The sequence below is a fragment of the Mycobacterium persicum genome (assembly GCF_002086675.1).
In the GTDB taxonomy this organism is placed as follows: Bacteria; Actinomycetota; Actinomycetes; order Mycobacteriales; family Mycobacteriaceae; genus Mycobacterium; species Mycobacterium persicum.
On sequence record NZ_MVIF01000022.1, the window covers coordinates 1 to 22,266 of the forward strand.

Here is a 22,266-nt window from a genome sequence, read left to right on the forward strand (position 1 = left end):
CGCCACCGACCCCGCCGGGGCCGCCCTGGCCGGCAGACGCGCCGGGCGCGGCCATCGGGTCGGCGGCCGCGTTATAGCCGGGTCCGCCCTGCCCGCCGGCACCACCGGCACCGGCGGCTCCACCCAGCTGATAGGTGGTGCCGCCGGAGCCGAACAGGAACGCCGACCCACCGGCCCCGCCACTGCCACCAGCTGGGCTGGTGGGCGTACCCGGCGTGCCCGACCCGCCATCGCCGCCATTGCCCCACAACCATCCACCGGGACCACCGGCCTGCCCAGTGCCCGGCACCCCATTGGTGCCCGGCCCAAACAGCGGGCGCCCGGTTAACTGCTGGACCGGCGTATTGATCGCGTCTTGCACCCCCGCGGCCGCAGACGTGGCCGCTTGCAGCGGCGACGCGCTGGCGGCCTCAGTGGCCGCATACAACAACCCACCGCCATTCAGTGCCTGCACGAACTGGTCATGAAACAGCGACACCTGCGCGCCCAGCGCCTGAAACTGCTGGGCGTAACCGCCAAACAACTTCGCGACCGCCGCCGACACTTCGTCCTCAGCCGCCGCCACAATCGACGTCGTCGAGCCCGCCGCCGCCAGACGGGCCTCGCTGATCGACGACCCCAGGCTGGTCAAGCTGGAAGACGCTGCGGCCAACTCGTCGGGCGCGGCGAACAAGAAAGATGACATGCTAACCCCCATCACAAGCGGGTGGCCCAAGTCCGAGCAGGACCCTCAAGACTGTTTCGAGACGCTACGCCCGCCCGCTCGAAGCATCGCCGCACCTTGGCGATCTGTGACACAAGGCCTGTCATGTGGGGACTTAAGTCACACCCCGTAAGGCCAAGAAATGACCCGCGGCAAACACCGCGAAGCCAACCGCCCCAACAGAATCGCGATGGGCAAGCCCCTAACCAATCCCAAGACGGCGCGAGGAGGGGTCACCGCGAGAAAATTCACGCCGCTATCGCGCAGGAGCGTCGCATTGAAATCCTCTGCCGTAGCGGCGACATCAGAATCCCGCTTGGTGTGCCCTTCGAACCCGATCCGCAATTGACAATGATCGCGCTGGAGATGTTAACCGGACCGTTCCTCTACGGCTTCATGCCGCTTGGACGGCTACGCGGTCTTAGTCGGCAGGCTACCGACATCGACCGAAATGGGGCAACGGACCGTAAATCGGTGGGCGGGCAACTGATCTGCTGATGGCGGCGGTTGGCCGCACCGCCACGCTGGATGCGCCCCACGGGCCCGGATTGCCATTGTTGCGGCAGCGAATGTCTCGCTAGTCGGGCGCACCCCAAATCGGTCACATTGTTGCCTATCACGCCCGATCCTCGTCGAACAACGTCGGGCCTTCGTCGATCGGCGGCCGCTCAGCGAGCACGTCCTCGAGCGATGATTGCTGCGGCGCTTCCCATGTTGGCGGAATGAACGCCCTGATGACACTGCGCTTGGCACGGTAACGCCGCTTATCCTTGCGCACCAAATTGAGCTTCGATAGATCATTCAGGTCACGGGTGGGCGTCCTTTCGCCGACCTTCGCGTAGATACGCGCTAGCCGGGGCGTCGAGGCCCCGGTAATAGCCGTGATCGCGGGTCTTGTTGTAAAAGTCGGAAAGCAGGTTGGTCGCCACGGTGGGCACGACGCCGGATTCCGAAAAGATTTGCACCTCGATGAGGCGTGCCAGTCGACCGTTGCCGTTGCCAAACGGGTGAATCCAGGCGATGTACAAATGGGCGAGCACCGCGGCCAGCACCGCGTTGATGAACCGCTCACGCACCGGCGACTCCGGGCTTACACCTGAACGCAACTCGGACGAGCCACTGCACGAAACGGTCGACCAAGTCGGGCACGTCCTGCCAACACGGGGCCAGGTATTTGCCGGCGGTGATGTTGTGCTCACGCAACTTACCCTTATGACTTCGGGCGCGTCGGGTATGCCGGCCAGTATTTGGAAGTTCAGTTCTTCCAGGCGTTCCCGCGTGATCGGCAGCGCCTGACCGCTGCGCAGCGCAAGGTCGATGTCGCGGATCGCCGCGAGGATATTCGCGCACTTCACGCTCTTGGTATTGGCGCGATTTACCGACATGGGCAGTGCCTTCGGAGACGATCCGTTTCACTTCGGACTCGGTGAGGGTGTTGCCTTCGATGGCCGTTGTCGCTTGGACACCGCGTGCCAGGTATACCGCGCCCATTTCCTCGGCCCGCGCAGGCTTCAGAGGGACGCCGGCCAAGTGCTGGCACTTGCTCATCGCTTCGCCCATATCAAGCCAGATGTCGGGAGTCAGCGCCCTAGTGTCGAACTCGAAGCTGTGTAGGGGTGCTGCTCTGGCCGAGTCACTGGTAGTCGGGGGCGCGGTGCTCAGTGAGCCCGTTTCCCCTTCCCCCTTATCTGTGTTGGGGACCCCCGTAAAGGTGGATCCGGGTTGGTCGTTGTTGTTTGGCCCGTGCTCCCCGCTCCGTGTTGAGGGGCGGTGGACCGCAGTCGGGGTCGAGGTGGAGTGCCCGCAGCGCAGCGAGGACGAACGACCTCGAGGCCGACGAGGATCCGCCGCATACTGGGTCGGCGCGGAGCGAGGCAAAGACGTTGCGGTTCAAATCATGTGACGCCTCCGTGAGTGCTGAGGGGTCGAAGACAGCAAGCGTGGCGTGCCGGCGCCCAGCCTTATCTGGGTCCACGGACGTACGGTCCGGCGACATGATGATGGATGGGGTGCCCGGCGTGCGGGCTGGTGATGGGTGCGGCCGCTCATTCTTTCCAGGGCGTCCACCCAGATAGCCGCCCACCCCGTTCGTGAAGCCGGTCCCACCGGTGCCACCGTCACCGCCGGGGCCACCGTTCCCGATGAAGTTGGCGTAGCCGCCGTTACCGCCGTCACCGCCCGGCCCACCGACGGCGGAGGCAGCGAATGCCGAGTTGTCGCCACACAGGCGACATCGGATGCCTTTCAGGACGTCGTCAATGAAGTCGTGCCGGCGACCATCGGCGGACCGAGGTGCGTCCGAGCAGCTAGCTGTTGATGACGGCCGCGCGCTGCGGACGCGCGCTGATGCCAGCAGGTGGCTCCAGCTATGAAGCAGGTCCGGATCAGCACACGGCGTCGATCAGGTCGGTGGCCACCGCGACGGGGAACTGCACCACCGCGGTGCCGACCTCGTCGATCCCGGTCCGGACCGCGTTCACGATCGTCGCCGGGTCGCCGGTGAACAGCGACCAGCCGATGTCGAAAGCGGCAATCTGCGGCGCGGTGATGAGGTTACGCACGTCGACGAACAGCTCGGTCGGTAACGACGCCGGCGCGACCGGCATCCCGTCCCAACTGACCATCGTCCAGCCCCCCGTGGGATTGCCCTGCACCACGACAACGCCGGTGTTGGGCAGTGGGTGGGTGAGGATGAGCAGCGGATTCGGATTGTCGACGCCCATCATCGTCCCGACGCCGATGGTGAAGGCGCTGGAGTAGGACACCACGGTGACCTTGCCGTCCGCCGCCGGCACCGGGTTCGCCAGCGCGGTGTCGTACATCGTTTGCACCGCGCCGTTGAAGGTGTGGCCGAAGACCACTCCGTTGAAGTCGATGGAGCCCGGGTTGAGCATCGGCACGATGGGGAATCCGAACGTCCATGCCATCGGGCCGACCAGATACAGCAGGCCCGCGGGACTTATCTGCGGAAAGTCTTCGAAAATGCCGGCATTGATCTCGTTGAGCCCCGGCAAATCCTGCGGGGTCATCCCGAGGATGGTGGCCAACGGCGCGGCGGTTTGCTGCGTGCGGACCAGTTGCGAGTCGAACAGCCCGGCGAAGGGGCCCTGCGGCGCAAGCACATTGGCGATGTCTATTGCCTGTTGCTGGCCCACCGCGGTGAGATTGGCTCCCGGTATTGCCGTGTCCATCAATCCCGCCGCGTTGGCCGTGGTCTGCCCGTGCCGCACGAAGTCGATGACGATCGACTGCTCGTTGCCGCTGCCGGGGTGCAGCCAATTCCCGACGTTGACGGGCTCGCCGATGAACAGCCCGCCGCGACCACTCGGCGCGCCGGGCCCGCCGAGGCCGCCGGTGCCGAACAATAACGCCTGGCCGCCCGCACCGCCGACACCGCCGGTACCGCCGATGCCGCCGTTGCCCATCAGCAGTCCGCCGGTGCCGCCCATGCCGCCCGGCCCGCCGCCAAAGCCGTCGCCGCCGGGGCCGCCGTTGCCGATGAATCCGGCATTCCCGCCTCGACCGCCGGCTACAGCTCCGGGACCGCCGGTCGGCGTATAGCCGGCCCCGCCGTCGCCGAACAGCACCCCGCCGGCGCCGCCGGTGGGATTTGCCGCGGTGCCGGCAGTTCCGTTGCCGATCAGGTCACGCCCCAACAGCAGGTGGGTGGGCGCATTGATGACCGGGTCGAGCACTTGGCCGAACGGGCTGGTGATCCACGCTTGGCCGGCGTTGCGGACGGGACCGTAGACCCCTGTCTGGAATCCGTCGGAAACCGCTGAAACCAGAGCGCCCGCGACGGTCGCCTCGGCACTGGCATACGATGCCGCCGCCGCGCTCAAGGTGGCTACGAACTGCTCGTGAAACGTCGCTGCCTGCGCCGCCGCCGCCTGATACTCCTGGGCGTGCGCGCCGAACAGCGCCGCAATGGCCGCCGACACCTCGTCGGCGGCCGCTGCCGCGACTTCGGTCGTCGGAATGACCGCCGCCAAATTGCCCACACTCACTGCCGAACCGATGCGCGCCACATCCGCGGCGGCCGTCGCCACCATGTCCGGCCCTACCAGCACAAACGACATCGCCTACCCCTCGTGCTATCGCGTACTAGTCATCATGGGGCCCGACACCGGAAAACACGCGGGTATCGAAAAAATGGAGCCGGCCTTGTGCTCGTTTACCGAGCGCACCGTGACAACTGCGGCATGACCATGCGCGCTGCCGGCGGATCCTCAGACGACTACGCCGGGGTGATCGCCAGCGCGAGTTGTTGCGGCACAACGTTCATCAGGGTGGGAAGAATGCCGCTGACGGGCGGACCGGAGATATCGTCCACAAGCGGCGGCAAGAACCACACCAGAGTCCCTGTCATGGCGTGTGGCGGAGCAAGAATCCCGTCGAAGGGGATATCAAGCACCACAAGTCCCAGGCCAAGCGGTAGGAACAAGGGTAGTGTCACTTCGCCGTTGAGGAAGCCATTGGCGACGAATGCGGGAGCATCGATCAACGCTCCTAATGCTCCCGCGACATCTCCGGTCTGCACCGCGCCGGTAAAGGCCGCCACGGCGGTCCCGAATCCCTCGAGGGTGCTCAGCGGGGGACCTAACGCCGCGAGGGCCACCGCCGGCGTCACCTTGGTGAGTGTGGTCCCGATATTGACGAGGTTTTGCTGGATCTGCGCGGGAATGGCAGCGATCGGGAATAGGTCCGTCACAACATGATTCAGCGCCGACGGGTCAGACAGCGCGGTACCGAGGTGTTGAGCCGCGTTCTGCAGCGACGTGGCGATCGTCTGACCGTATGCCATCTGGTTGGCCACGATCTGGCGCAAGAACGGTGCCGGGTTGGTAGCCCAGGTGCTGCCGAGGCTTTGCAGGTTGGCGGATGTATTCGCAATGAGGTCCTGGTACGGGCCCGCAATGCCCGGAGTCGCCTCCGCTGCCAACGCCGCGGTTGCCCCGGCAGCCGCATCGACCGCACCCCGTCCGGCGGCCATGATCGCACCGACGCCTTGTCCGACCGCCGAGGCGCCGCCGGTCGGGATCAACGGGTGTCCCAGCAAGGTCTGCGCGGGCGCATTAACCGCGCTGATCAACGCCTGCTCGGCGTTGGCGATCTCGGTGCCGAGATATGCTGCCGCGCCGCCATTCAACAAGCTCACCAGCCGCTCATGGAATGTCGCGGCCTGGGCGCTCAGGGCTTGAAATTCCCGGGCGTACGCGTTGAACAATCCGGAGATCGCCGCTGACACCTCGTCGGCGCCCGCAGCCAGCACCCCTGTCGTGGGCGCAGCCGCCACCGCATTGGCCGAACCGATCGCGGAGCCGATGTTCGCGAGATCTGTTGCTGCCACCGTCATGGTCTCCGGGGCCGTGATCACAAACGACATCTGACACCTCCACGTGCGTGCGGCCAGCGACGTACAGTTTCGTTGGCGCGACACCCATCCCTATAGGGGATTTGTACCTTTGTAGGACAGGCCCTAGTGCTCATGAGTGCGCAGACCGATCGTCGGGCTTCGGCGATGCCTGCGGTGCGACCGCCGGTCATCCCGGCGGAGATCGACAATCACAGGGCACCAAGGTATTTGATGTTCGATCACCAGCCCAGCCGGCGCGTGCCAAGGTGCACCCCGCTAGAATTTCGTCGGCTCCGGTGCCAGCTCGCTGTAGCGGCGCGCCGTATCCATCAGCGCGGTGGCGCCGGCGGTCAGGTGGCTGCGACGGCTGACGGCTGCCACGTACAGGTAGGCCTCCGGAACGATGCGCTGCACTCGTGCGCCGGCGCGCTGCGCCACCCGGGTCCACGACGACGGCATCACAGCCCGGCCGATCCCGTTGAGCACCATCGGCAGCATTGAGGTGCGGTGCGCAACCTCGGCGACGATGGTGGCCGGGATGCCTTCGGCCAGGACATCATCGACAAGCGCACGCATCAACGAGCCGCGCTGGGACACGATCAGCCGGCACCCGGCCAAGTCTTCGCGCCGCACCGTCGGGCCACCCGGCTCGTCATCATCGAGACGCGAAATCAGTACCAGCGCTTGACGTTCCAGCGCGACGACGTCGAGATCGGAAGTGCGCGTGGGTTCGGCCGCTCCCAGCACCCCGATCTCGGTTGCGCCGCTGCGCACGCTGTCCAGAATCTCTTGCGGAGTAAAGCCGGCCTCGACGTTGACGGCGACGTCCGGATGGTCGCCGGCAAAAGCGGCCAAAATCGTTGTCAGCGGCTCCATTCCCGGCGACGGCATGGTGATCAGATCGACCCGACCACCACGCAGTCCCTTCAGCTCCCGCATGACGGCTGTTGCCTGGTCGATATCGCGGAGTACCACCCGGGCCGGACCCACCAGCGCCTTACCGGCGTCGGAGAGCACCACCCCACGCCCGACCCGGTGAAACAGCGGCATGCCCAGCTCACGTTCGAAGCCGGCGATGGCCTGCGACAGCGACGGCTGGGCGATCATCAGCTGTTCGGCCGCCCTGCCAAAGCCGCCGTAGTCGACGACCGCCAGGAAAAACTTGAGCTGCCTGACATCCATGGCCATTCCTCTGATCAGCTTCGATAGGCGAAGCCTATACCACCGATCGCAACTTGGTCTTGGACGCGCACCGGCCGGCGTCCCGCTAATGGACTGTGTAGCAACCACAGAGTCAGCAACGGAGGCTTCCCATGGCAGGGCAGACAGGGCAGACACGGCAGGTTTTCAAGATCGCCGCGATTCCCGGCGACGGCGTCGGCAAGGAAGTCGTCGCCGCGGGCCGACGGGTCCTGGACACCCTGGCGACACAGTCAGGCCTGTATACCTTCGAGTGGACCGAGTTCCCTTGGGGCTGTGAGTATTACGAGTGGACCGGGCGGATGATGGCCGCCGACGGGCTGGAAACCCTGCGGGCGTTCGACGCCATCTATTTCGGCGCGGTGGGCTGGCCCGACGTGCCCGACCACATCAGCCTGTGGGGACTGCGGCTGAACATCACCCAGAATTTCGACCAGTGGGCCAACGTCCGCCCGGTCAAGTTCCTGCCCGGCGTGGTTTCACCGCTGCGCAACGCCGACGACCACGACCTGGACTGGGTGGTCGTGCGGGAAAACAGCGAAGGCGAGTACGCGGGACTGGGCGGGCGCAACCTCAGCGGTCGCGGCCCGGGCAACGAGGTAGCCCTGCAAACCGCCATGTTCACCGACAAGGGCTGCGAACGCATCATCCGGTTCGCATTCGACCTGGCCCGCACCCGCCGAGTGAAGAAGGTCTCCAGCGTCACCAAGTCCAACGCCCAGCAATACGGAATGGTGTTGTGGGACAAGGTCTTTGCGCGGGTCGCCCGGGACTATCCCGACGTGGCGCACGAGAGCGTGCTGGTGGACGCGATGAGCGCCAAGTTCGTGCTGCATCCCGAAGATCTGTCGGTGGTCGTGGCGTCCAACCTCAACGCCGACATCCTCTCGGATCTGGGCTCGGCGCTGGCCGGCAGCCTGGGCGTGGCCGCCAGCGCCAACCTCAACCCGGAACGGCGCTTCCCCAGCATGTTCGAACCCGTGCACGGTTCGGCGCCCGACATCGCCGGTCGCGGGATCAGCAACCCCATCGGCGCGATCGCCAGTGCCGCAATGATGCTCGACCACTTCGGGCTGCATCACGAGGCTCGCCGCGTCGACTCGGCGATCGAAATCGCCACCGGCCGTGGCGTATTGACCCGCGACATCGGCGGCACGGCCAGCACCGACGAGATGGCCGACGCGGTGATCGCCGCGCTGGCACCGGTTCTCAGCGCGGCCTGACCACTGTCATGACGGCATACGGGACGACGCCGTGGTACCGACAGCTGTACTTCTGGGTGCTGGTCGCCATCGGTGCGGGCATCGTGCTGGGCTGGCTGGCGCCGGCCGCCGGTGTGGCGATGGAACCGATCGGCACCACATTCGTCGCCGCGATGAAAATGCTGATCGGGCCCATCGTGTTCCTCACCATCGTCGGGGGTATCGCCGGCGTCGCGGACCTGCGCAAGGTCGGACTGACCGGTGTCAAAGCGCTGGCCTACTTCCAGGCCGGGACGATCGTCGCGATGGTCACCGGGCTGATGGCGATCAACGTGTTCCGGCTCGGCGACGGCGTCAACGCCGACCCGGGCAAGATTCCCGCCGGCTACCCGGGGTCAAACCGACCACCGCGGGCAAGCACGGGTGGGAGCTGCTCAGCCACCTCGTTCCCAGCAGCGTGGTGGGCCCGTTCGTCGACGGTGACGTCCTGCAAATCATCTTTCTCGCCGTGCTTTTCGGCGTGGCGCTCAACGCGGTCGGCCAGATCGGCGGCCCGGTGCTCGACGCCGTCAACCGACTGACCGCGGTCGTCTTCAAGGTGCTGTCCTACCTCATGAAGCTGGCGCCGCTCGGGGCTTTCGGGGCAATGGCCGTTGCGACCGGCGGATGCGGCGTCCACATGCTGACCAGCCTGGCCGGCCTGGTCGTGCTGTTCTACGTCACGTCCGCGCTGTTCGTGGTGGTCGTGCTCGGTTCGGTGATGGCGTGTTTGCGGCTCAACATCTTTCACCTGCTGAGCTACCTGCGTGCGGAGTTGTTGCTGGTCCTGGGCACCTCCAGCCCCGAGCCCGCACTGCCCGGATTGATGCGCAAGCTCGAACACGCCGGGGTCAGTGCGGCCACCGTGCGGCTGATCGTGTCGACCGGTTACGCGTTCAACCTCGACGGTGCGGCGATCTATCTCTCCCTGGCCGCGGTCTACATCGCCCAGGCGACCAACACCCGCCTGAGCATCGGTGCGCAAATCGGTTTGCTCGCAGTCATGTTGCTGACGTCCAAGGGCGCGGCCGGCACGGCCGGGGGCGGGTTCATCGCGCTGACCGCGACACTGAGCACCGTCGGCCACATCCCGGCCTCCGGCATCATGCTGATCTTCGGGATCGACAAATTCATGGCCGAGTGCCGAGCCCTGGTCAACTTCATCGGTAACGCGGTAGCCACCCTGTTCGTGGCCAAGTGGAACCGCGAGCTCGACGTTGATCAGGCTCGAAAAGTGCTCGCCGGCAGCCGTACTCGTCCGATACGCCGGGACACCGAGCCGATACTCGTCGGACCCGGAATGCAGCATGCGGGCACTCGTCGCACCTGATAAGTTCAAGGGCAGCCTGCCGGCCACCGCAGGCCCACGCCCTCAACCGAATTCGTCGGGTGGACGCCTCGCGCGCCGTCGACCTGAGCGGGGTCGAGCTGGTCGTGGCCGGTGATGTCACCAGCCCGCTGACCGGGCCCGACTGTGCCGCTGTGCTTTTCGCTTTGCAGAAGGGGCGACCGTCGGTTTTCAGCGGCGCCTGGCCGACGTCGACGTCATCATCACCGGTGAGGGGTGCCTGGATCGCCAGACCCTGCAGGGGAAGCTACCTGCCGTCGTCGCGCGGCGCGCCGCTCCCACGCCGGTCATCGCCGGGGCGAGCCGAGCCGAAATAGATTTCAGCTCAACATTATTGACTGATATCTGCACTCTCGCCGACCACAGCGTCAGCGACGCCAGCCGCGACCCTCTACTCAGCGCCGGATTGCCCTACCGCATGGGCACCCACATCGGAGGGCGCATCCAGATGTCGACCGGCACGACGGTCTCATAAGATCGGCTGCGCCGCAGTGCTATTCGCCGCCCGCGTACCCGTCGCGGCGTCAGCCGGGCGGTGAAGCGGCGAGCAGTTCCTGCAGCGCGGCGGTGAAGTCGTCGGCGAGGTCCGCCAGATCGGGCAGCAGCTTCGGGCAGGAAATGATGCCGAGATCAAGTTTGTCGTTGAGCGACATGACGGTGATGTTGAGCCCGCAGCCGTGAAAAATCGGCCCAAGCGGATATATCGCCGTCAGCCGTGCGCCCAGGAAGTACAGCGTGCCCTGCGGGCCGGCCACATTGGAGACGATCAGGTTATGCACCGGTGAATGAGTCAGCGGGATCTTGGGGTAAAGCCGCATCGCGGTACCGAACACTGCCCGGTCGGCGAACTGCGCCCAGTCCTGCAGCAGCGTGGCTCCGATCGCCGAGCTGTGGTCCTTGGCGCGCGAGTTCGCTTGTGCGATGGCCTGCAACCGCCGGCCCGGGTCGGCGATGTGGGTCTCCAGCCGGGAGAACATGCCCGAGACCTGGTTATGACCGGGCCGCGATGAGGCCTGCCGCACCGACACCGGCACCATCGCCACCAGCGGCTTGCTGGGCAGTTCGCCGCGGTCGAACAGCCAGCGCCGCAACGCTCCCGCGCACACCGCCATCACCACGTCGTTGACCTTGACGCCGAACCGATTCTTGACCTGCTTGATGTCGGATAGCTCCAGCTGCGTAAACGCGATGTTGCGCTGGGCGGTGACGGCGGCATTGAACGCCGTCGGCGGCGCGGCGAACGGACGTGCCATGCTTCGCCCGCTACGGGCTCGCCGGGCCGTCTCGACGAGCGAAGCACCCGTCAGCGACAACACGTTGGCCAGCCGCCATGATCGGGAGGCAAAGCCCACCAGCCCGCTGGCGGCAATCTGCAGCCAGTTGGCACCACCGGGGCCGGGCACCGCATCCGGCGGTGGCGCGTCCGGCTCGGTGCTGCACAGCCGCGCCAGCAGGTCGGCGCCCATGACACCGTCCACCGCGGCGTGATGCACCTTGGTCAGCACCGCCACTCGGCCACCCGCGGATGCGGGCGTGCCGGCGAGGCCCTCAATGACCCACATCTCCCACAGCGGGCGGTCCCGGTCCAACGGCACCTCGGCGATCTGGGCGCAGGTCTCGGCCACTTCCGCCCGCCCGCCCGGGGCCGGTACACCGATGCACTGCAGGTGGTGGTCGAGATCGAAACCGGCGTCCTCTATCCACACCGGGTGATCCAGATTCAGCCGGGAGTCGGCGAGCTTCTCGCGGAATTGCGGCATCGCCTTGATCCGCATCCCCAACGCGTCGCGCAGCCGGTCGAACGTGTAGCCGCCCGGCATGGTCGAAGTGTCCAGTTCCAGCAGCGAGCACACATGCAACGGCTGTGTGAAGGTTTCCAGGTATAGGAAACTGGCGTCCAGCCCGCTCAGTCTTTCCACAATGCTCTCCCCTGACTCGCTGCGGGTATCAGACGGTGGCGCTGCCCGATGCGCACACTGCACCCGCCGGGGTTACCCCTTCTGGCGGCGGGTAAACCTGCCGCGGCGAACACCAGTGCGCACGCATGGCTTCGAGTCGGACGGCGCGCGGCAGCGGGCCGGCTCGTAGGATCGGTCAATGCAGCTTGACGAGTACCTGTCACTGGATGCGACGGCTCTGGCCGAGCTCGTCGAACGCAAACAGCTCACCCCGGCCGAACTTCTCGCGCTGGCGCGCCAACGTGCCGATGCGGTCAATCCGCGGTTGAACGCGATCGTTCGTCGCCTCGACGAGGTCGCCGACCGGCAAGCCGCCGACCCGCGGTTGCACGGCAGATTCGCCGGTGTGCCGTTTCTGATCAAGGACCTCGACCAGGAATATCAGGGCTTTCCCACCTCGTCCGGATCCCGGTCGCTGGCCAACGACGTGGCCGACCGGCACGCTCTGATCACGCAGCGGTTCCTGGACGCCGGCCTGGTGATCTTCGGCAAGACCAACACCCCGGAGTTCGGGGCCAAGGGTGTGACCGAGCCCGAGTACTGGGGTCCGGCCCGCAACCCATGGAACCTGCAGCACACGCCGGGCGGCTCGTCGGGCGGATCGGCAGCGGCGGTCGCCGCCGGGATCGTGCCGGCAGCCGGGGCCAACGACGGCGGCGGGTCGATCCGCATCCCGGCCGCCTGCAACGGGCTCGTCGGCCTCAAACCCAGCCGGGGGCTGGCGCCGTACGGTCCGCAGACCGGCGAGCCGATGTTCGGCATGGCGGTCCAGGGCGTCGTGTCCCGCACAGTGCGCGACAGCGCCGGGCTCTACGACGCAATCATCGGACCCAATCCCCGTGCCGGATACCAGGTTCGGCTCCCCGACGTCCCGTTCACCGAACACATCAACAACCGTCCGGGCGTCCTCACGATCGGCTTCTCGACGTCGTCGGCAATCAACCCCAGCCCTCACCGGGAGGCCGTCGCCGCGGTCGACGGCGCGGCCAAGCTGCTGCAGGACCTCGGTCACCGGGTCGAGGAAGTCAAGCCGCCCTACGACGACGCCGCCCTGGCGCGTGATTTTCTGATCATCTGGTTCGCTCAGCTCTACCGCCACGTCGCCGACATCAAAGCGCGAATCGGCGCCCGCGACAGCGACTTCGAGGCCGACACCCTGGGCATGTGTGAGCTCGCGCGGTCCGCCGGCGTGCTGGCGCCGATGCAGGCGCTGGAGAACATTAACAACTACATCCAATCCCTGACGACGTTCCACGAGAGCTACGACTACTTCCTGACCCCGACCCTGGCCACGCCACCCCTTGCGGTCGGCGCCACGGCGACGTCACCCCGCCTGCAGACGGTGGCCCGGGTGCTGAGCAAGCTGCATGCCGGAAAAGTGCTGGCGTTCAGCGGAATTCTGGATCAACTGATTCAGGAGAGCCTGGGCTGGGTGCCCTACACGCAACTCGCCAATCTGACCGGGCGGCCCGCCATCAGTGTGCCGTTGCATTGGACCGACGACGGGCTGCCCCTGGGGGTGCAGTTCGTCGGACGGCTGGGCGCCGACGGTGACCTGTTGCAGCTGGCCGCGCAACTCGAAGAGGCCCGCCCCTGGGCGCAACGGCATCCGGCGACCGCAGTGGCGGCGAGTTAGGCTCCCGCTCAAGGCCATTCGTGCACCGGAGCGCCGGTGTGCGCATTCTCGGCATAACGCCGGGTCATCTCGTGCAGCGCCGTGATGCGCGGCATCCCGCGGTCCTCGAGGCGACGCACCACCGCGGTCTGCCAGGCCGCCCCGGTCTGCCCGGTCCGCACCCGCGCCGCGACGACACCGAGATAGCGGTCGCGGTCAGCCGCATCGACGCCCCAGGCATCCAGCCCTGCAGCGGCGGCCGGGAGCAGCCACTCACCGGCGAGCCGCTCGACCGGCTGCTCGCCTCCCTGCCAATGCAGCCGGGCGGCCAGCCCGTCGCGGGCCCCGCGATGCAGGTTCTGCTCGGCCGCGGCGAACGGTAACTGCCGCCACGGCGCGCCGCTGTCGGTGCTGTCGGCGATCGACCGGATCAGCCCGTAGTAGAAGGCGGCGTTGGCGACCATGTCGACGGCGGTCGGACCGCTTGGCAGCACCCGGTTTTCGATGCGCAATTGCGGTTGCCCGCCCTGGACGTCGTAGACCGGACGGTTCCAGCGCCACACGGTGCCGTTGTGCAGCCGCAGCTCCCGCAGGGTGGGCGCTTGACCGGCCTCCAGGGCGGCATCGGGGTCCTGGGCCTCCAGCATCGGAAACAGCGGCGGAAACAACCGGACGAGGTCGTCGAACAGCTCGACGGGGTCGTCGATCCAGCGGTCACCGAGCCGCACCCGCGCCGGCGCGCCGGCGCGTACCTCTTCGCGGCGACGGGTGTCGAGCAGCTGTTCGAGCAGCGTGATGCGGGTCTCCTGCCATGCCTGGCGGCCGAGCAGGTACGGCGAGTTGGCCGCAACCGCCACCTGCACTCCCGCGATCGCCTGGGCGGCGTTGTAGTGGGCGGCGAACCGGTCCGGCGCTACCCGCAGGTGCAGTTGCAGGCTGGTGGTGGCCGCATCGGGTGCCACCGAATCGGTGGTGAACTCCACCGACTCGCAGCCGTCGAGGATGCGCACCAGGAACGGCCGCTGCCGAGCGGCCGACATCCGGCTGGTCAGCAGCTCGTAGCGGGCGTTGTGCGAGATGCGCTCGACGGTGAGCTGCTCGGCGCTCAGCGTCGGCAACATGCCGACCGCGAGCAGCCGGGCGCCCAGCCGCTCGATGCGTGCCCGGCATCCGTCGAGGACCTCGGCGAGGTCGCGTTCGCTGTCGCGCAGCACGCTGCCGTGTAGCCGGCGGGGTGCCAGGTTCAGCTCGACGTTGAACTGGCCGAGCTCGTGCTGCATGTCCGCGCGGCCGAGGCGGGCCAGGACAGCGTCGTTGACCAGCCGCGGCCGGCCCAGCGGGTCCACCAGATCCAGTTCCACCTCCATGCCGATGGAATCCTGGTGGCCGGTGAACCAGCCGTCGTCGACCATGCGGCGCAACGCGGCAACGCATCGCCGCAGCCGGTGCCGCACCTCACGCTCGTGGCCGACGACCAGGCCGGAAGCATCGACGCGGTCGCCCACGGCACACCTCCTCGCGGCCCGGCGGGATGCCACCGCAACTACAGCATGCCCTTCCTAGATCCCCACAGCCATCGGCTGGAACACGCCGAGGTGATAGGAACTGCTCGGGTACTCCTTGGCGCCCACCTGCAGCGACAGCGGCGTCTGGACCGGCTCACCACTGGCCACCCGCGCGGCGATGGAGTCGAGGTCGAAGCGCGGGCGCCAGCCCAGGTGGTGCCGGGCCCGAGCGTTGACGTACACCCGGTCCAGGCGGTCCGGAAAGCGCCACCCGCGGCGCTGCCACACCCGCGCGGCCAGCGGTGCCCGCCGGGCGAAAACCGTTGCCGCGTCAGTGCGCAACAGCGCGAGGTCCTCGCGGGTGAACGGCGTGGTGGCCGAGACGACATACCGGCCGAACCCGAGGTGTGGGGCGCGCGCGGCGGCTCGCAGGTGCGCGTCGACGACGTCTTCGAGCGCGACCCGGCGAAACGCATATTCGTTGGCCTTGATGTTGTCGTCGCTGCGGCCGTCGTACAGCTGCGGCATGTCGTCGCCGTCGGCGAAGAAGCGGGACGCGCGCAGCACGACGCAGGGCAGGCCGTGGTTGCGGTGCGCCAACTGGCAGAGGTCCTCCGCGCCGACCTTCGATACGCCGTAGATGTTCTTCGGCACCGGCGGCACCGACTCGTCGATCCACGCGGCGGGCCGGCCGGCCGGCGGGACCAGCGCGTCGCCGTACACCGTTGTCGAGGAGGTCATGACCAAGGCGCGCACCTTCGCGGCGACCGCGGCTTCCAGCACGGTATGCGTGCCGCTGATGTTGGTGTCCAGAAATTCCTGGCCTGCGACGAACGCCAGCTGCGGCTTGTGCAGGGCCGCCGCGTGGTACACCACGTCCACCCCGGCCATCACCTCGCGCACCAAGTCCGAATCCGTCACCGAGCCAACGACATTCGTGTACTCCGAGGGCCGGGAGTCGAGGCCCACGACGTTGGCGCCGCGGGCGCGCAGCGTCCGCACCAGGGCCTCACCGAGGTGCCCGGAGCTGCCGGTGACCAGCGTGCGCACCGCATGGCCGCTGCGCGCGAACAGCTGCGCGATTCGGGAAGCGGTGTGAATTCTGGTGGCGGCTGGGTGAGCTCCGGTTGCAGTGACGCGCATCTATGTCCCCTTATGTGGTACTGGCGGATTCCTTCAAGCACCGGCCTCAGCCGCGCATTGCGGCGACCGTCCGATCGATGTCGTCGGGTGAAAGCCATGACCCGGCAGCATCTTTCGCGATCTGACGGATCACGCGGGACACCGCGAGGCCGGCCTGTTGCGCCGCTGCCCACACGTGCTCGACGTGCAGCGAATCAAGGCCGTGGAATCCGAAGCAGACCTCCCACGGATCGATGCCGTAGCTGTCGGGTGCGCGTCCCAGCATGTCCGATCGCGCCGCGTCGAAAAGCCGGTCCACGTCGATGCCCGCCAGCTTTCCGCGGCGCTGCAGTGCGGCGACCAGGCACTCGGTCTGGCAGTTGCCCGCTCCGCGCCCGACGCCCATCAGCGTCGCGTCCAGGAAATCGGCCCCCGCCTCGAACGCCTGCAGCGTGTTGGCGACGGCCAGGCCCAGATTGTTGTGCCCGTGGTAACCGACGCTGACATCGGTCGCGTCGCGGATGGCCTCGACGTAGCGCCGCACGTCTTCGGGCAGGAACGTGCCCGTGGTGTCCACCACGTAGACGATTCGCACGCCCAGATCGCGGGCCCGCGTCGCGGCGCCGGCCAAAACCTGCGGCTCGAACAGATGAGACTTGACCAGCTGGACCGAAACCTCCAGTCCCCTGGATTGCGCGCGCTCGATAAACGGCGCGAAGCTGTCCAGTTCGGTGGCGATCACGCACATCCGAAGAAAGTCGAGGTAATCGCCGGCCAGGTCGACCGCCTCGATGGGCGCCAGGGCCGGGACGATCACCGCGCCCAGTTTCGCCTTGCGCACCACGGCGCGACCGGTGCGGAAATACTCTTCGTCGGTCTGAGCCGCCCGCCCCTGCGCGGCCGGAGCGCCGATGGTGACACCGTGCCCGATTTCGATATAGGGGATGCCCGCCTCGTCGAGATCGCCGATGATGGTGCGCAGATCGTCATCGCGGTAACCGAAGTTGACCGCGTAGCTGCCGTCGCGGATGGTCGTGTCGAGGATGACCGGTTCACGTGTCATTTTCCGACTCCTATCTCGGGTGTGTTGAGTTCCGGATCGATCGCGATGTCGACCACACACGGGCCGGTCGCAACCAGGGCTTTTTCCAGACCGGCGCGCAGATCGGCGGCATTGTCGACGCGAATACCCTGCGCGCCAAGGGCATTGGCCATCGCGGCCAAGTCGTTGACGCCGGTCGAGGCCAGCGGCGACGGATCCATGCGCCCGCGGATCACCGCGGTGGTGGCGCTCAACCGCCCGTCGTTCAAGACCACCCAGGTGACCGGGAGTCGCTGCGCGACGGCCGTGGAGACCTCGGTGCCATGCATCAGAAAAGCGCCGTCGCCGGCGATGCAGACGACACGTTCGCCGGGCCGGGCCAGAGCCATGCCGATGGCGCCGGCAACACCGCATCCCATGGGGGCGAAGTCGACGGTGGCGAAGAACGCGCCGGGCGCTCGCACCGGTATCCCGCGAAAGGCCCAATAGATGCAGGTCCCGGAATCCGTGCAGAGCGTGCTGTTCGACGCCAGCAGCGCGTCCAGCTCCCGCATGACCGCCAGCGGATGGATGGCGTCGCCTCGGGTTGGCGGGACCGGCAACGAAACCCGCGCCGGCACCGTAACCGGTCGCGACGATCGCACCGGCCGGGCGCTCAGCGATGCCACGAAGCCCCGGGCGGTGGCGGTGACGCCGAGCGAGGTGGCGACGAAGCGGCCGAACGCCGCCGGGTCGGGATCGACGTGGATGACCTCGGCTCGCAGCCCGCTCCAGCGCGGCGAAAACGAGCGCGTGACCAAGCCGTCGAAGGAGACGCCGACCGCGATCAGCAGATCGCAGGGCGTGCCGAAAAGATGGTCCTCGGCCCTGCCGTCGCCGAACAACCCGAGCACGCCGAGGGAAAGCGGATGCGTTTCCGCGACGACTCCGCGTCCGTTGGGGGTTGTCGCAAACGGAAGCCCAGCTTTCTCACAGAACGCGAGGATTCCGGCTCCGATCCCGTCCCCGCGACACCCGTTGCCCAGCAACAGCATTGGCGCAACGGAGCGCTGCAGCCGATCGATCACCGCGTCGGCGATCTCGGTACCACTCGAGGTGAGAAGTGCGGCGGCGGCGCGGCCGGTGGCGCCCATCCCAACCGGGTCGACGGGCAGCACCTCGTTCACCAGGTCGCGCGGCAGGCCGATGTGCACCGGTCCGCTCGGGATGCTGGCCAGCGCCCGAAAGGCGCGGTCGATCTTGGACCGCGCGTTGGCCACCGATTCGATCGACACCGAACTGCGGCACAGCCGGCGAAAGACCGCACCCAGGCCGAGCCCGTCCTCGCTGGTGTCCTGCTGCGAATGCATACCGAATTCAGGGACCGAAACCTCGCCGGTAAGAACGAGCATCGGCACCTGGTTTACCGACGCATTGGCCACGGCGGTCACCACGTTGGTGGCCCCGGGTCCGGCCGCGAAGACCGCGGCCGGCCGGCCGGAAGCCCGGGCGTAGCCGTCGGCGAGATAGCCGGCGCCGCCCTCGTGCCGGGTCAGCACGATCTTGAAGTCGCCGTCGCGGGCAACACGCACCAGCAAGGAGTCGAGCCGGGACGTCGGGAGCCCGCACAGCACAGCTATGCCGGCCTCGCGCATCCGGTTGACCAGATGGTCGCCGACCGTCGTCACGGCCGGACCTGACGCGTGTCGCATTCGGGGGCGTAGGCCGGACCGCAGGCACACAGGAACACCAGCGGGTCGCGACCGAGATTGCGGATCTTCTGCGGCACCCCGGACGGGATCCAGACGGTGTCGCCGCTGCCCACCGCTCGGGTTTCCGATCCGACGAACACCAGGCCGCTGCCGGACAGCACGAAATAGATCTCGTCGGTGTTTTCCAGGCGGTGCCACACCGTTTCGGAGCCGGCCGCCACCGTGGCGTGCGCCAGGCTGACCGACGCGATGCCCACGTTCAACCGGTCGACCAACAGCCGCACCTCGGAGTGGTCCGCCGCGACAAACGGCTGCGCATCCCTGACGTTGCTGACGAACATGGGCACAGCGTCGGCGCGGGTGCTGGTCGAATCCTTGGCAGATCCTTGGAAAGAGCGCCTTAGGCAGCCATTTCAGGAGATACAGTGACACGATGCGCCGCCAGGCGGGTCGGGCACCGCACGCGCCGACGACCGTAGCCAGCACTCATGCCAGAAGCCAACAGCGTCTGGACGATGATGCCCGGACAGCGGGCCGCCGCGCCGCGCCGGATCCCGGGGCGGACTGCCGACTGGATTCCAGGCTGTTGCTGATCACCGTGACGTGCATGATGCTGCCGCTGATGGTCACGCTGGACACCACGGTCGTCAATGTGGCGCAGCGGACGTTCATCGAGGAGTTCTCGTCGACCCAGGCCGTGGTGGCCTGGGCATCGACCGGCTATACCTTGGCGCTGGCGGCGGTGATCCCGCTGACCGGCTGGCTGGCCAATCGGCTGGGCACCAAGCGGCTCTTGATGGCCTCGGTGCTGATGTTCACCGCGGGATCATTGCTGTGCGCGCTGGCGTCGAATATCGCACTGCTGGTGGCCTTTCGGGCGGTGCAGGGTTTCGGCGGCGGGATGCTGTTGCCGCTGCAGCTGATCATCCTGGCGCGCGCGGCGGGTCCGGCGCGGTTGGGCCGGGTGATGACGATCAGCATGATCACCGTCTTGTTGGCCCCCATCGTCGGACCCATTCTCGGCGGCTGGCTGATCGACTCGTTCGGCTGGCAGTGGATCTTCCTGATCAATCTCCCAATCGGAGTAGTGACCCTGCTGCTGGCGGGATTGACGCTGCCCCAAGATGATTCGCTGCCCGCGGAGTCGCTGGACGTGATCGGCATGGCGCTGCTGTCGCCGGGGCTGGTGCTGCTGCTCTACGGAGTGTCACAGCTGCCCGGGCGCGGCACCTTCGCCGACCCGTATGTCTGGGCACCTGCCACCATCGGTGTGCTGCTGATCGGCGCTTTCGCCCACCACGCGCTGCGCCGGAGCGACTGTGCGCTGATCGATCTGCGGCTGCTCAAGAATCGGTCGGTCGCGGCCGCCAACGCGACCCGGTTCCTGTTCGCCATCACCTTTTTCGGCAGCTGCCTATTGTTTCCGGCGTACTTCCAGCAGGTGCTCGGCAAGACCCCGATGCAGTCGGGACTGCTGCTCATCCCACAGACCGTGGCCGCTGCCACGGTGATGCCGATCGTCGGGCGGCTGATGGAAACCCGGGGACCGCGCAACGTGGTGTTGGTCGGCATAGCGGTGACCGTCGTCGGCATGGGCATGTTTGTTTACGCCATCCGCCACCAGGGCATCGACCTCACCGTGCTGCTGGGGGGACTCGGCCTTTTCGGCCTGGGCACCGCCTGTCTGATGGTTCCGGTCACCTGGGCGGCCGTGCACACGCTCAATTCCAGCGAAGTAGCCCATGGCTCGACGCTGTTCAACGTCAACCACAACGTCGCCGCGTCCGTCGGCACCGCCTTGATGTCGGTAATCCTGACCAGCAGCTTCAACGGCAGCGCCGCCATTGCCGCGGCCAGACAAGCCGATTCGATCCGGGAACGGGCGGCCCGGCGAGGCTTTTCCGCCGACCTGTCCCTGCCGCCACAGGTGCGCGCCCCCGACTTCGCCGAGCACCTCGCCGACGACCTGGCGCTCTCCTACACCGGGGTGTTCGGAGTCGCCATGGTCTTGACCGCGATGATCGCTATTCCGGCGTCGTTTCTGCCGAAACGGGCCACGCCCCGGGTACGGCTGATCGAGGCGGATTCGTAGCACCCGCCGGCGGTATCGGGTCAGTTGCCTTCGGTAGCCGGGCTCGCACCCTTGGCGCCCATCTTCAGGATTGCCGCGGCCAACGGGTAGTCGGCGCCTTCGCGTTGCTCGATATAGCGGCGAATCCGCTCGTTGCCGAATAGCGCGACACCGGCCTGTTCCATGTATTGGCGCATCTCGTCGATGTCGAGCAGGATCAGCTCGTCCTCGCCGCGCCAGCCGAACGCGATCTGCAGCACCCGCGGCGACAGATCGAAGTACTCACCGACCGCGATGAGCTCGGCAAAGTCGGGGAAGTCGTCGGCCTCCTTGCGGCGGGAGTAGGTGGCTTTGGGCAGTTTGAGCGCGGAACCGATTTCGCTGTCCGGAACGTCGCGGTTGAGCAGCCACTCCAGCACGCGGCCAAGGTCCTTACCCGCTCGGTTAAGTCTTGGCATCCCACCAACGTAGTGCCGGTTCCGGCACGCGTCAATTCAGACGCGCTAGTGGAACCTGAGCGGGATTGGGGCGGGCAATGATCTTTTTTCGGGAGACTATTCCATTTTTGGAACACATAACGTAATGTACTCGCTGTGAGGTGTTGAGACGGCACGGAGGCCCGTCACACGAAACGAGATCCTCACCGGACCAGATCGGGGTTAACGCCATGGCAGACAGCGCAGCCACCACGAACCACGCCTTGCCGTCACAACGCCGCACCGCCGGGCGGCTCGCTCGCCTGCTCGTCGTCGCCGCTGCCGGAGCAGCCCTGCTGGCCTCCGCGCCCGCTTTTGCCGACGTCGCCGAAACCGGCCCGTCCTACCAGCTGGGCTACACCAAGGCGGTCCAGGATGGCGGTTTCACGGTCAGCAGGATGCGCGCCATGGGCTTTCCGGACGACGCGATCGTCATCTCCAGCCAGGTGCACAAGGTCTGCGCCAGGGAACTGGCCTCGGTGCAGGCCGTCACCGGGGTCAATGACGCCGACTTCCTGCGTGGTTGCGCCAGCGGAGTGCAAAGCCTGATCGATGCCGGAATGGCCTCCTGATGCCCGCAACGCCGCCCGCGGATCTCGGCGCCGGTGAACCGGCCACCCGGCTAGGAGGAAATTCCGGTAATCAATCCGCACAACCCTTACGATGCCGACGTGGCCACACCAGAGGATCTCGACGGCGTCCTGGCAAATCTGAAAGCGCGCGTCGCGGCGGTCGAGAGATCGCAGGCCGACTACCGTTCGATGGTCGAGGCCATCAAGGCCTTCGGCGAAACGCAGCAACTGCTTGCCGACGTGCTTCGGGGTTACGCCGGTGAGATGAGAGCCACCGCCGACGACTCCAACCAACGCATCCGTTCGCTGGAAACCTCCACCGCCGAAATCAAGAATCTCCTCACCCGGGCGCTCGATCGCTGACCC

The 22,266-nt window shown here is 67.1% G+C and carries 19 protein-coding genes and 2 pseudogenes; 8 read left to right on the top strand and 13 right to left on the bottom strand.

Going from position 1 to position 22,266, the window contains the following annotated elements; genetic code table 11:
* The 6 genes from BST40_RS09775 to BST40_RS09805 all read right to left on the bottom strand — a co-directional run.
* The coding region (locus BST40_RS09775) for a PE family protein (RefSeq protein ID WP_158084001.1) at positions 1-685 on the bottom strand (685 nt) is incomplete at its 3' end.
* Between the two features lie 634 nt (positions 686-1,319).
* Positions 1,320-1,481, bottom strand: coding sequence for a hypothetical protein (locus BST40_RS30050; protein ID WP_158084002.1), 162 nt, complete (start codon positions 1,479-1,481; stop codon positions 1,320-1,322).
* A gap of 28 nt (positions 1,482-1,509) precedes the next feature.
* Positions 1,510-2,088, bottom strand: coding sequence for a Fic family protein (locus BST40_RS09780; protein WP_083154104.1), 579 nt, complete (start codon positions 2,086-2,088; stop codon positions 1,510-1,512).
* Positions 2,089-3,087: 999 nt separating this feature from the next.
* The gene (locus tag BST40_RS09795; protein ID WP_083154106.1) at positions 3,088-4,782 is read right to left on the bottom strand and encodes a PE domain-containing protein; all 1,695 of its coding nucleotides are present in this window, start codon (positions 4,780-4,782) and stop codon (positions 3,088-3,090) included.
* Between the two features lie 158 nt (positions 4,783-4,940).
* Positions 4,941-6,089: a PE family protein gene (locus BST40_RS32490; protein WP_083154108.1), complete on the bottom strand. Its 1,149-nt coding sequence runs from the start codon at positions 6,087-6,089 to the stop codon at positions 4,941-4,943.
* Positions 6,090-6,335: 246 nt separating this feature from the next.
* Positions 6,336-7,241, bottom strand: a complete 906-nt coding sequence (locus BST40_RS09805; RefSeq protein ID WP_083154141.1) for a LysR family transcriptional regulator — start codon at positions 7,239-7,241, stop codon at positions 6,336-6,338.
* A gap of 131 nt (positions 7,242-7,372) precedes the next feature.
* On the opposite strand from BST40_RS09805, the gene BST40_RS09810 reads away from it, so the two are divergent.
* From BST40_RS09810 to BST40_RS33185, 4 genes and pseudogenes are all read left to right on the top strand, one after another.
* On the top strand, positions 7,373-8,482 hold the full coding sequence (locus tag BST40_RS09810) for a tartrate dehydrogenase (protein WP_075545654.1): 1,110 nt from the start codon (positions 7,373-7,375) through the stop codon (positions 8,480-8,482).
* Positions 8,483-8,490: 8 nt separating this feature from the next.
* Positions 8,491-9,779: pseudogene (locus BST40_RS09815) on the top strand (cation:dicarboxylate symporter family transporter); the annotation flags it as partial.
* Between the two features lie 50 nt (positions 9,780-9,829).
* Positions 9,830-9,994, top strand: a pseudogene (locus BST40_RS33180) (glycerate kinase); the annotation flags it as partial.
* On the top strand, positions 9,973-10,323 hold the full coding sequence (locus tag BST40_RS33185; protein WP_083154142.1) for a glycerate kinase: 351 nt from the start codon (positions 9,973-9,975) through the stop codon (positions 10,321-10,323). The pseudogene BST40_RS33180 and the gene BST40_RS33185, both read left to right, overlap by 22 nt.
* A 49-nt stretch (positions 10,324-10,372) precedes the next feature.
* Here the strand turns inward: BST40_RS33185 and BST40_RS09825 are convergent, their stop codons facing one another.
* Positions 10,373-11,767 (bottom strand): WS/DGAT/MGAT family O-acyltransferase, encoded by a 1,395-nt coding sequence (locus tag BST40_RS09825; protein ID WP_083154110.1) that lies wholly within the window; start codon positions 11,765-11,767, stop codon positions 10,373-10,375.
* Between the two features lie 178 nt (positions 11,768-11,945).
* Here BST40_RS09825 and BST40_RS09830 point away from each other — a divergent pair, with 178 nt between their 5' ends.
* The gene (locus BST40_RS09830) at positions 11,946-13,442 is read left to right on the top strand and encodes an amidase (RefSeq protein WP_083154112.1); all 1,497 of its coding nucleotides are present in this window, start codon (positions 11,946-11,948) and stop codon (positions 13,440-13,442) included.
* 8 nt (positions 13,443-13,450) lie between these two features.
* Here the strand turns inward: BST40_RS09830 and BST40_RS09835 are convergent, their stop codons facing one another.
* The 5 genes from BST40_RS09835 to BST40_RS09855 form a co-directional block, all read right to left on the bottom strand.
* Entirely contained in the window at positions 13,451-14,926 is a 1,476-nt protein-coding gene (locus tag BST40_RS09835; protein WP_075545650.1) for a glutamate-cysteine ligase family protein, read from the bottom strand.
* A 54-nt stretch (positions 14,927-14,980) separates the two neighbouring features.
* Complete coding sequence (locus BST40_RS09840) at positions 14,981-15,976, bottom strand: NAD-dependent epimerase/dehydratase family protein (protein WP_176357747.1); 996 nt, start codon at positions 15,974-15,976, stop codon at positions 14,981-14,983.
* 139 nt (positions 15,977-16,115) lie between these two features.
* A complete protein-coding gene (locus tag BST40_RS09845; RefSeq protein WP_083154113.1) occupies positions 16,116-17,111 on the bottom strand; it encodes a 4-hyroxy-2-oxovalerate aldolase in 996 nt (331 codons plus the stop codon).
* Entirely contained in the window at positions 17,108-18,724 is a 1,617-nt protein-coding gene (locus tag BST40_RS09850; protein WP_425270695.1) for a thiamine pyrophosphate-binding protein, read from the bottom strand. Before BST40_RS09850 ends, BST40_RS09845 begins: the two co-directional genes overlap by 4 nt.
* A 29-nt stretch (positions 18,725-18,753) precedes the next feature.
* On the bottom strand, positions 18,754-19,122 hold the full coding sequence (locus tag BST40_RS09855) for a cupin domain-containing protein (RefSeq protein ID WP_075545647.1): 369 nt from the start codon (positions 19,120-19,122) through the stop codon (positions 18,754-18,756).
* A 92-nt stretch (positions 19,123-19,214) separates the two neighbouring features.
* Between BST40_RS09855 and BST40_RS09860 the strand changes: the two genes are divergently transcribed.
* Positions 19,215-20,873: a DHA2 family efflux MFS transporter permease subunit gene (locus BST40_RS09860; RefSeq protein ID WP_083154117.1), complete on the top strand. Its 1,659-nt coding sequence runs from the start codon at positions 19,215-19,217 to the stop codon at positions 20,871-20,873.
* A 20-nt stretch (positions 20,874-20,893) separates the two neighbouring features.
* Here BST40_RS09860 and BST40_RS09865 read toward each other — a convergent pair whose 3' ends face one another.
* Positions 20,894-21,310, bottom strand: a complete 417-nt coding sequence (locus tag BST40_RS09865; RefSeq protein WP_241780159.1) for a hypothetical protein — start codon at positions 21,308-21,310, stop codon at positions 20,894-20,896.
* 209 nt (positions 21,311-21,519) lie between these two features.
* Here BST40_RS09865 and BST40_RS09870 point away from each other — a divergent pair, with 209 nt between their 5' ends.
* Together BST40_RS09870 and BST40_RS09875 are read left to right on the top strand one after the other, a co-directional pair.
* Entirely contained in the window at positions 21,520-21,900 is a 381-nt protein-coding gene (locus BST40_RS09870; RefSeq protein ID WP_075545644.1) for a hypothetical protein, read from the top strand.
* Between the two features lie 99 nt (positions 21,901-21,999).
* On the top strand, positions 22,000-22,263 hold the full coding sequence (locus BST40_RS09875) for a hypothetical protein (RefSeq protein ID WP_075545643.1): 264 nt from the start codon (positions 22,000-22,002) through the stop codon (positions 22,261-22,263).
* Positions 22,264-22,266: the final 3 nt, after the last annotated feature.

Excerpts from the sequence above, each read along its gene's own strand:
- BST40_RS09780 (WP_083154104.1), bottom strand. The coding sequence starts at position 2,088 with ATGTCGGTAAATCGCGCCAATACCAAGAGCGTGAAGTGCGCGAATATC.
- BST40_RS09795 (WP_083154106.1), bottom strand. The coding sequence starts at position 4,782 with ATGTCGTTTGTGCTGGTAGGGCCGGACATGGTGGCGACGGCCGCCGCG.
- BST40_RS32490 (WP_083154108.1), bottom strand. The coding sequence starts at position 6,089 with ATGTCGTTTGTGATCACGGCCCCGGAGACCATGACGGTGGCAGCAACA.
- BST40_RS09805 (WP_083154141.1), bottom strand. The coding sequence starts at position 7,241 with ATGGATGTCAGGCAGCTCAAGTTTTTCCTGGCGGTCGTCGACTACGGC.
- BST40_RS09810 (WP_075545654.1), top strand. The coding sequence starts at position 7,373 with ATGGCAGGGCAGACAGGGCAGACACGGCAGGTTTTCAAGATCGCCGCG.
- BST40_RS09830 (WP_083154112.1), top strand. The coding sequence starts at position 11,946 with ATGCAGCTTGACGAGTACCTGTCACTGGATGCGACGGCTCTGGCCGAG.
- BST40_RS09845 (WP_083154113.1), bottom strand. The coding sequence starts at position 17,111 with ATGACACGTGAACCGGTCATCCTCGACACGACCATCCGCGACGGCAGC.
- BST40_RS09850 (WP_425270695.1), bottom strand. The coding sequence starts at position 18,724 with ATGCGCGAGGCCGGCATAGCTGTGCTGTGCGGGCTCCCGACGTCCCGG.
- BST40_RS09855 (WP_075545647.1), bottom strand. The coding sequence starts at position 19,122 with ATGTTCGTCAGCAACGTCAGGGATGCGCAGCCGTTTGTCGCGGCGGAC.
- BST40_RS09860 (WP_083154117.1), top strand. The coding sequence starts at position 19,215 with ATGCGCCGCCAGGCGGGTCGGGCACCGCACGCGCCGACGACCGTAGCC.
- BST40_RS09865 (WP_241780159.1), bottom strand. The coding sequence starts at position 21,310 with ATGCCAAGACTTAACCGAGCGGGTAAGGACCTTGGCCGCGTGCTGGAG.
- BST40_RS09870 (WP_075545644.1), top strand. The coding sequence starts at position 21,520 with ATGGCAGACAGCGCAGCCACCACGAACCACGCCTTGCCGTCACAACGC.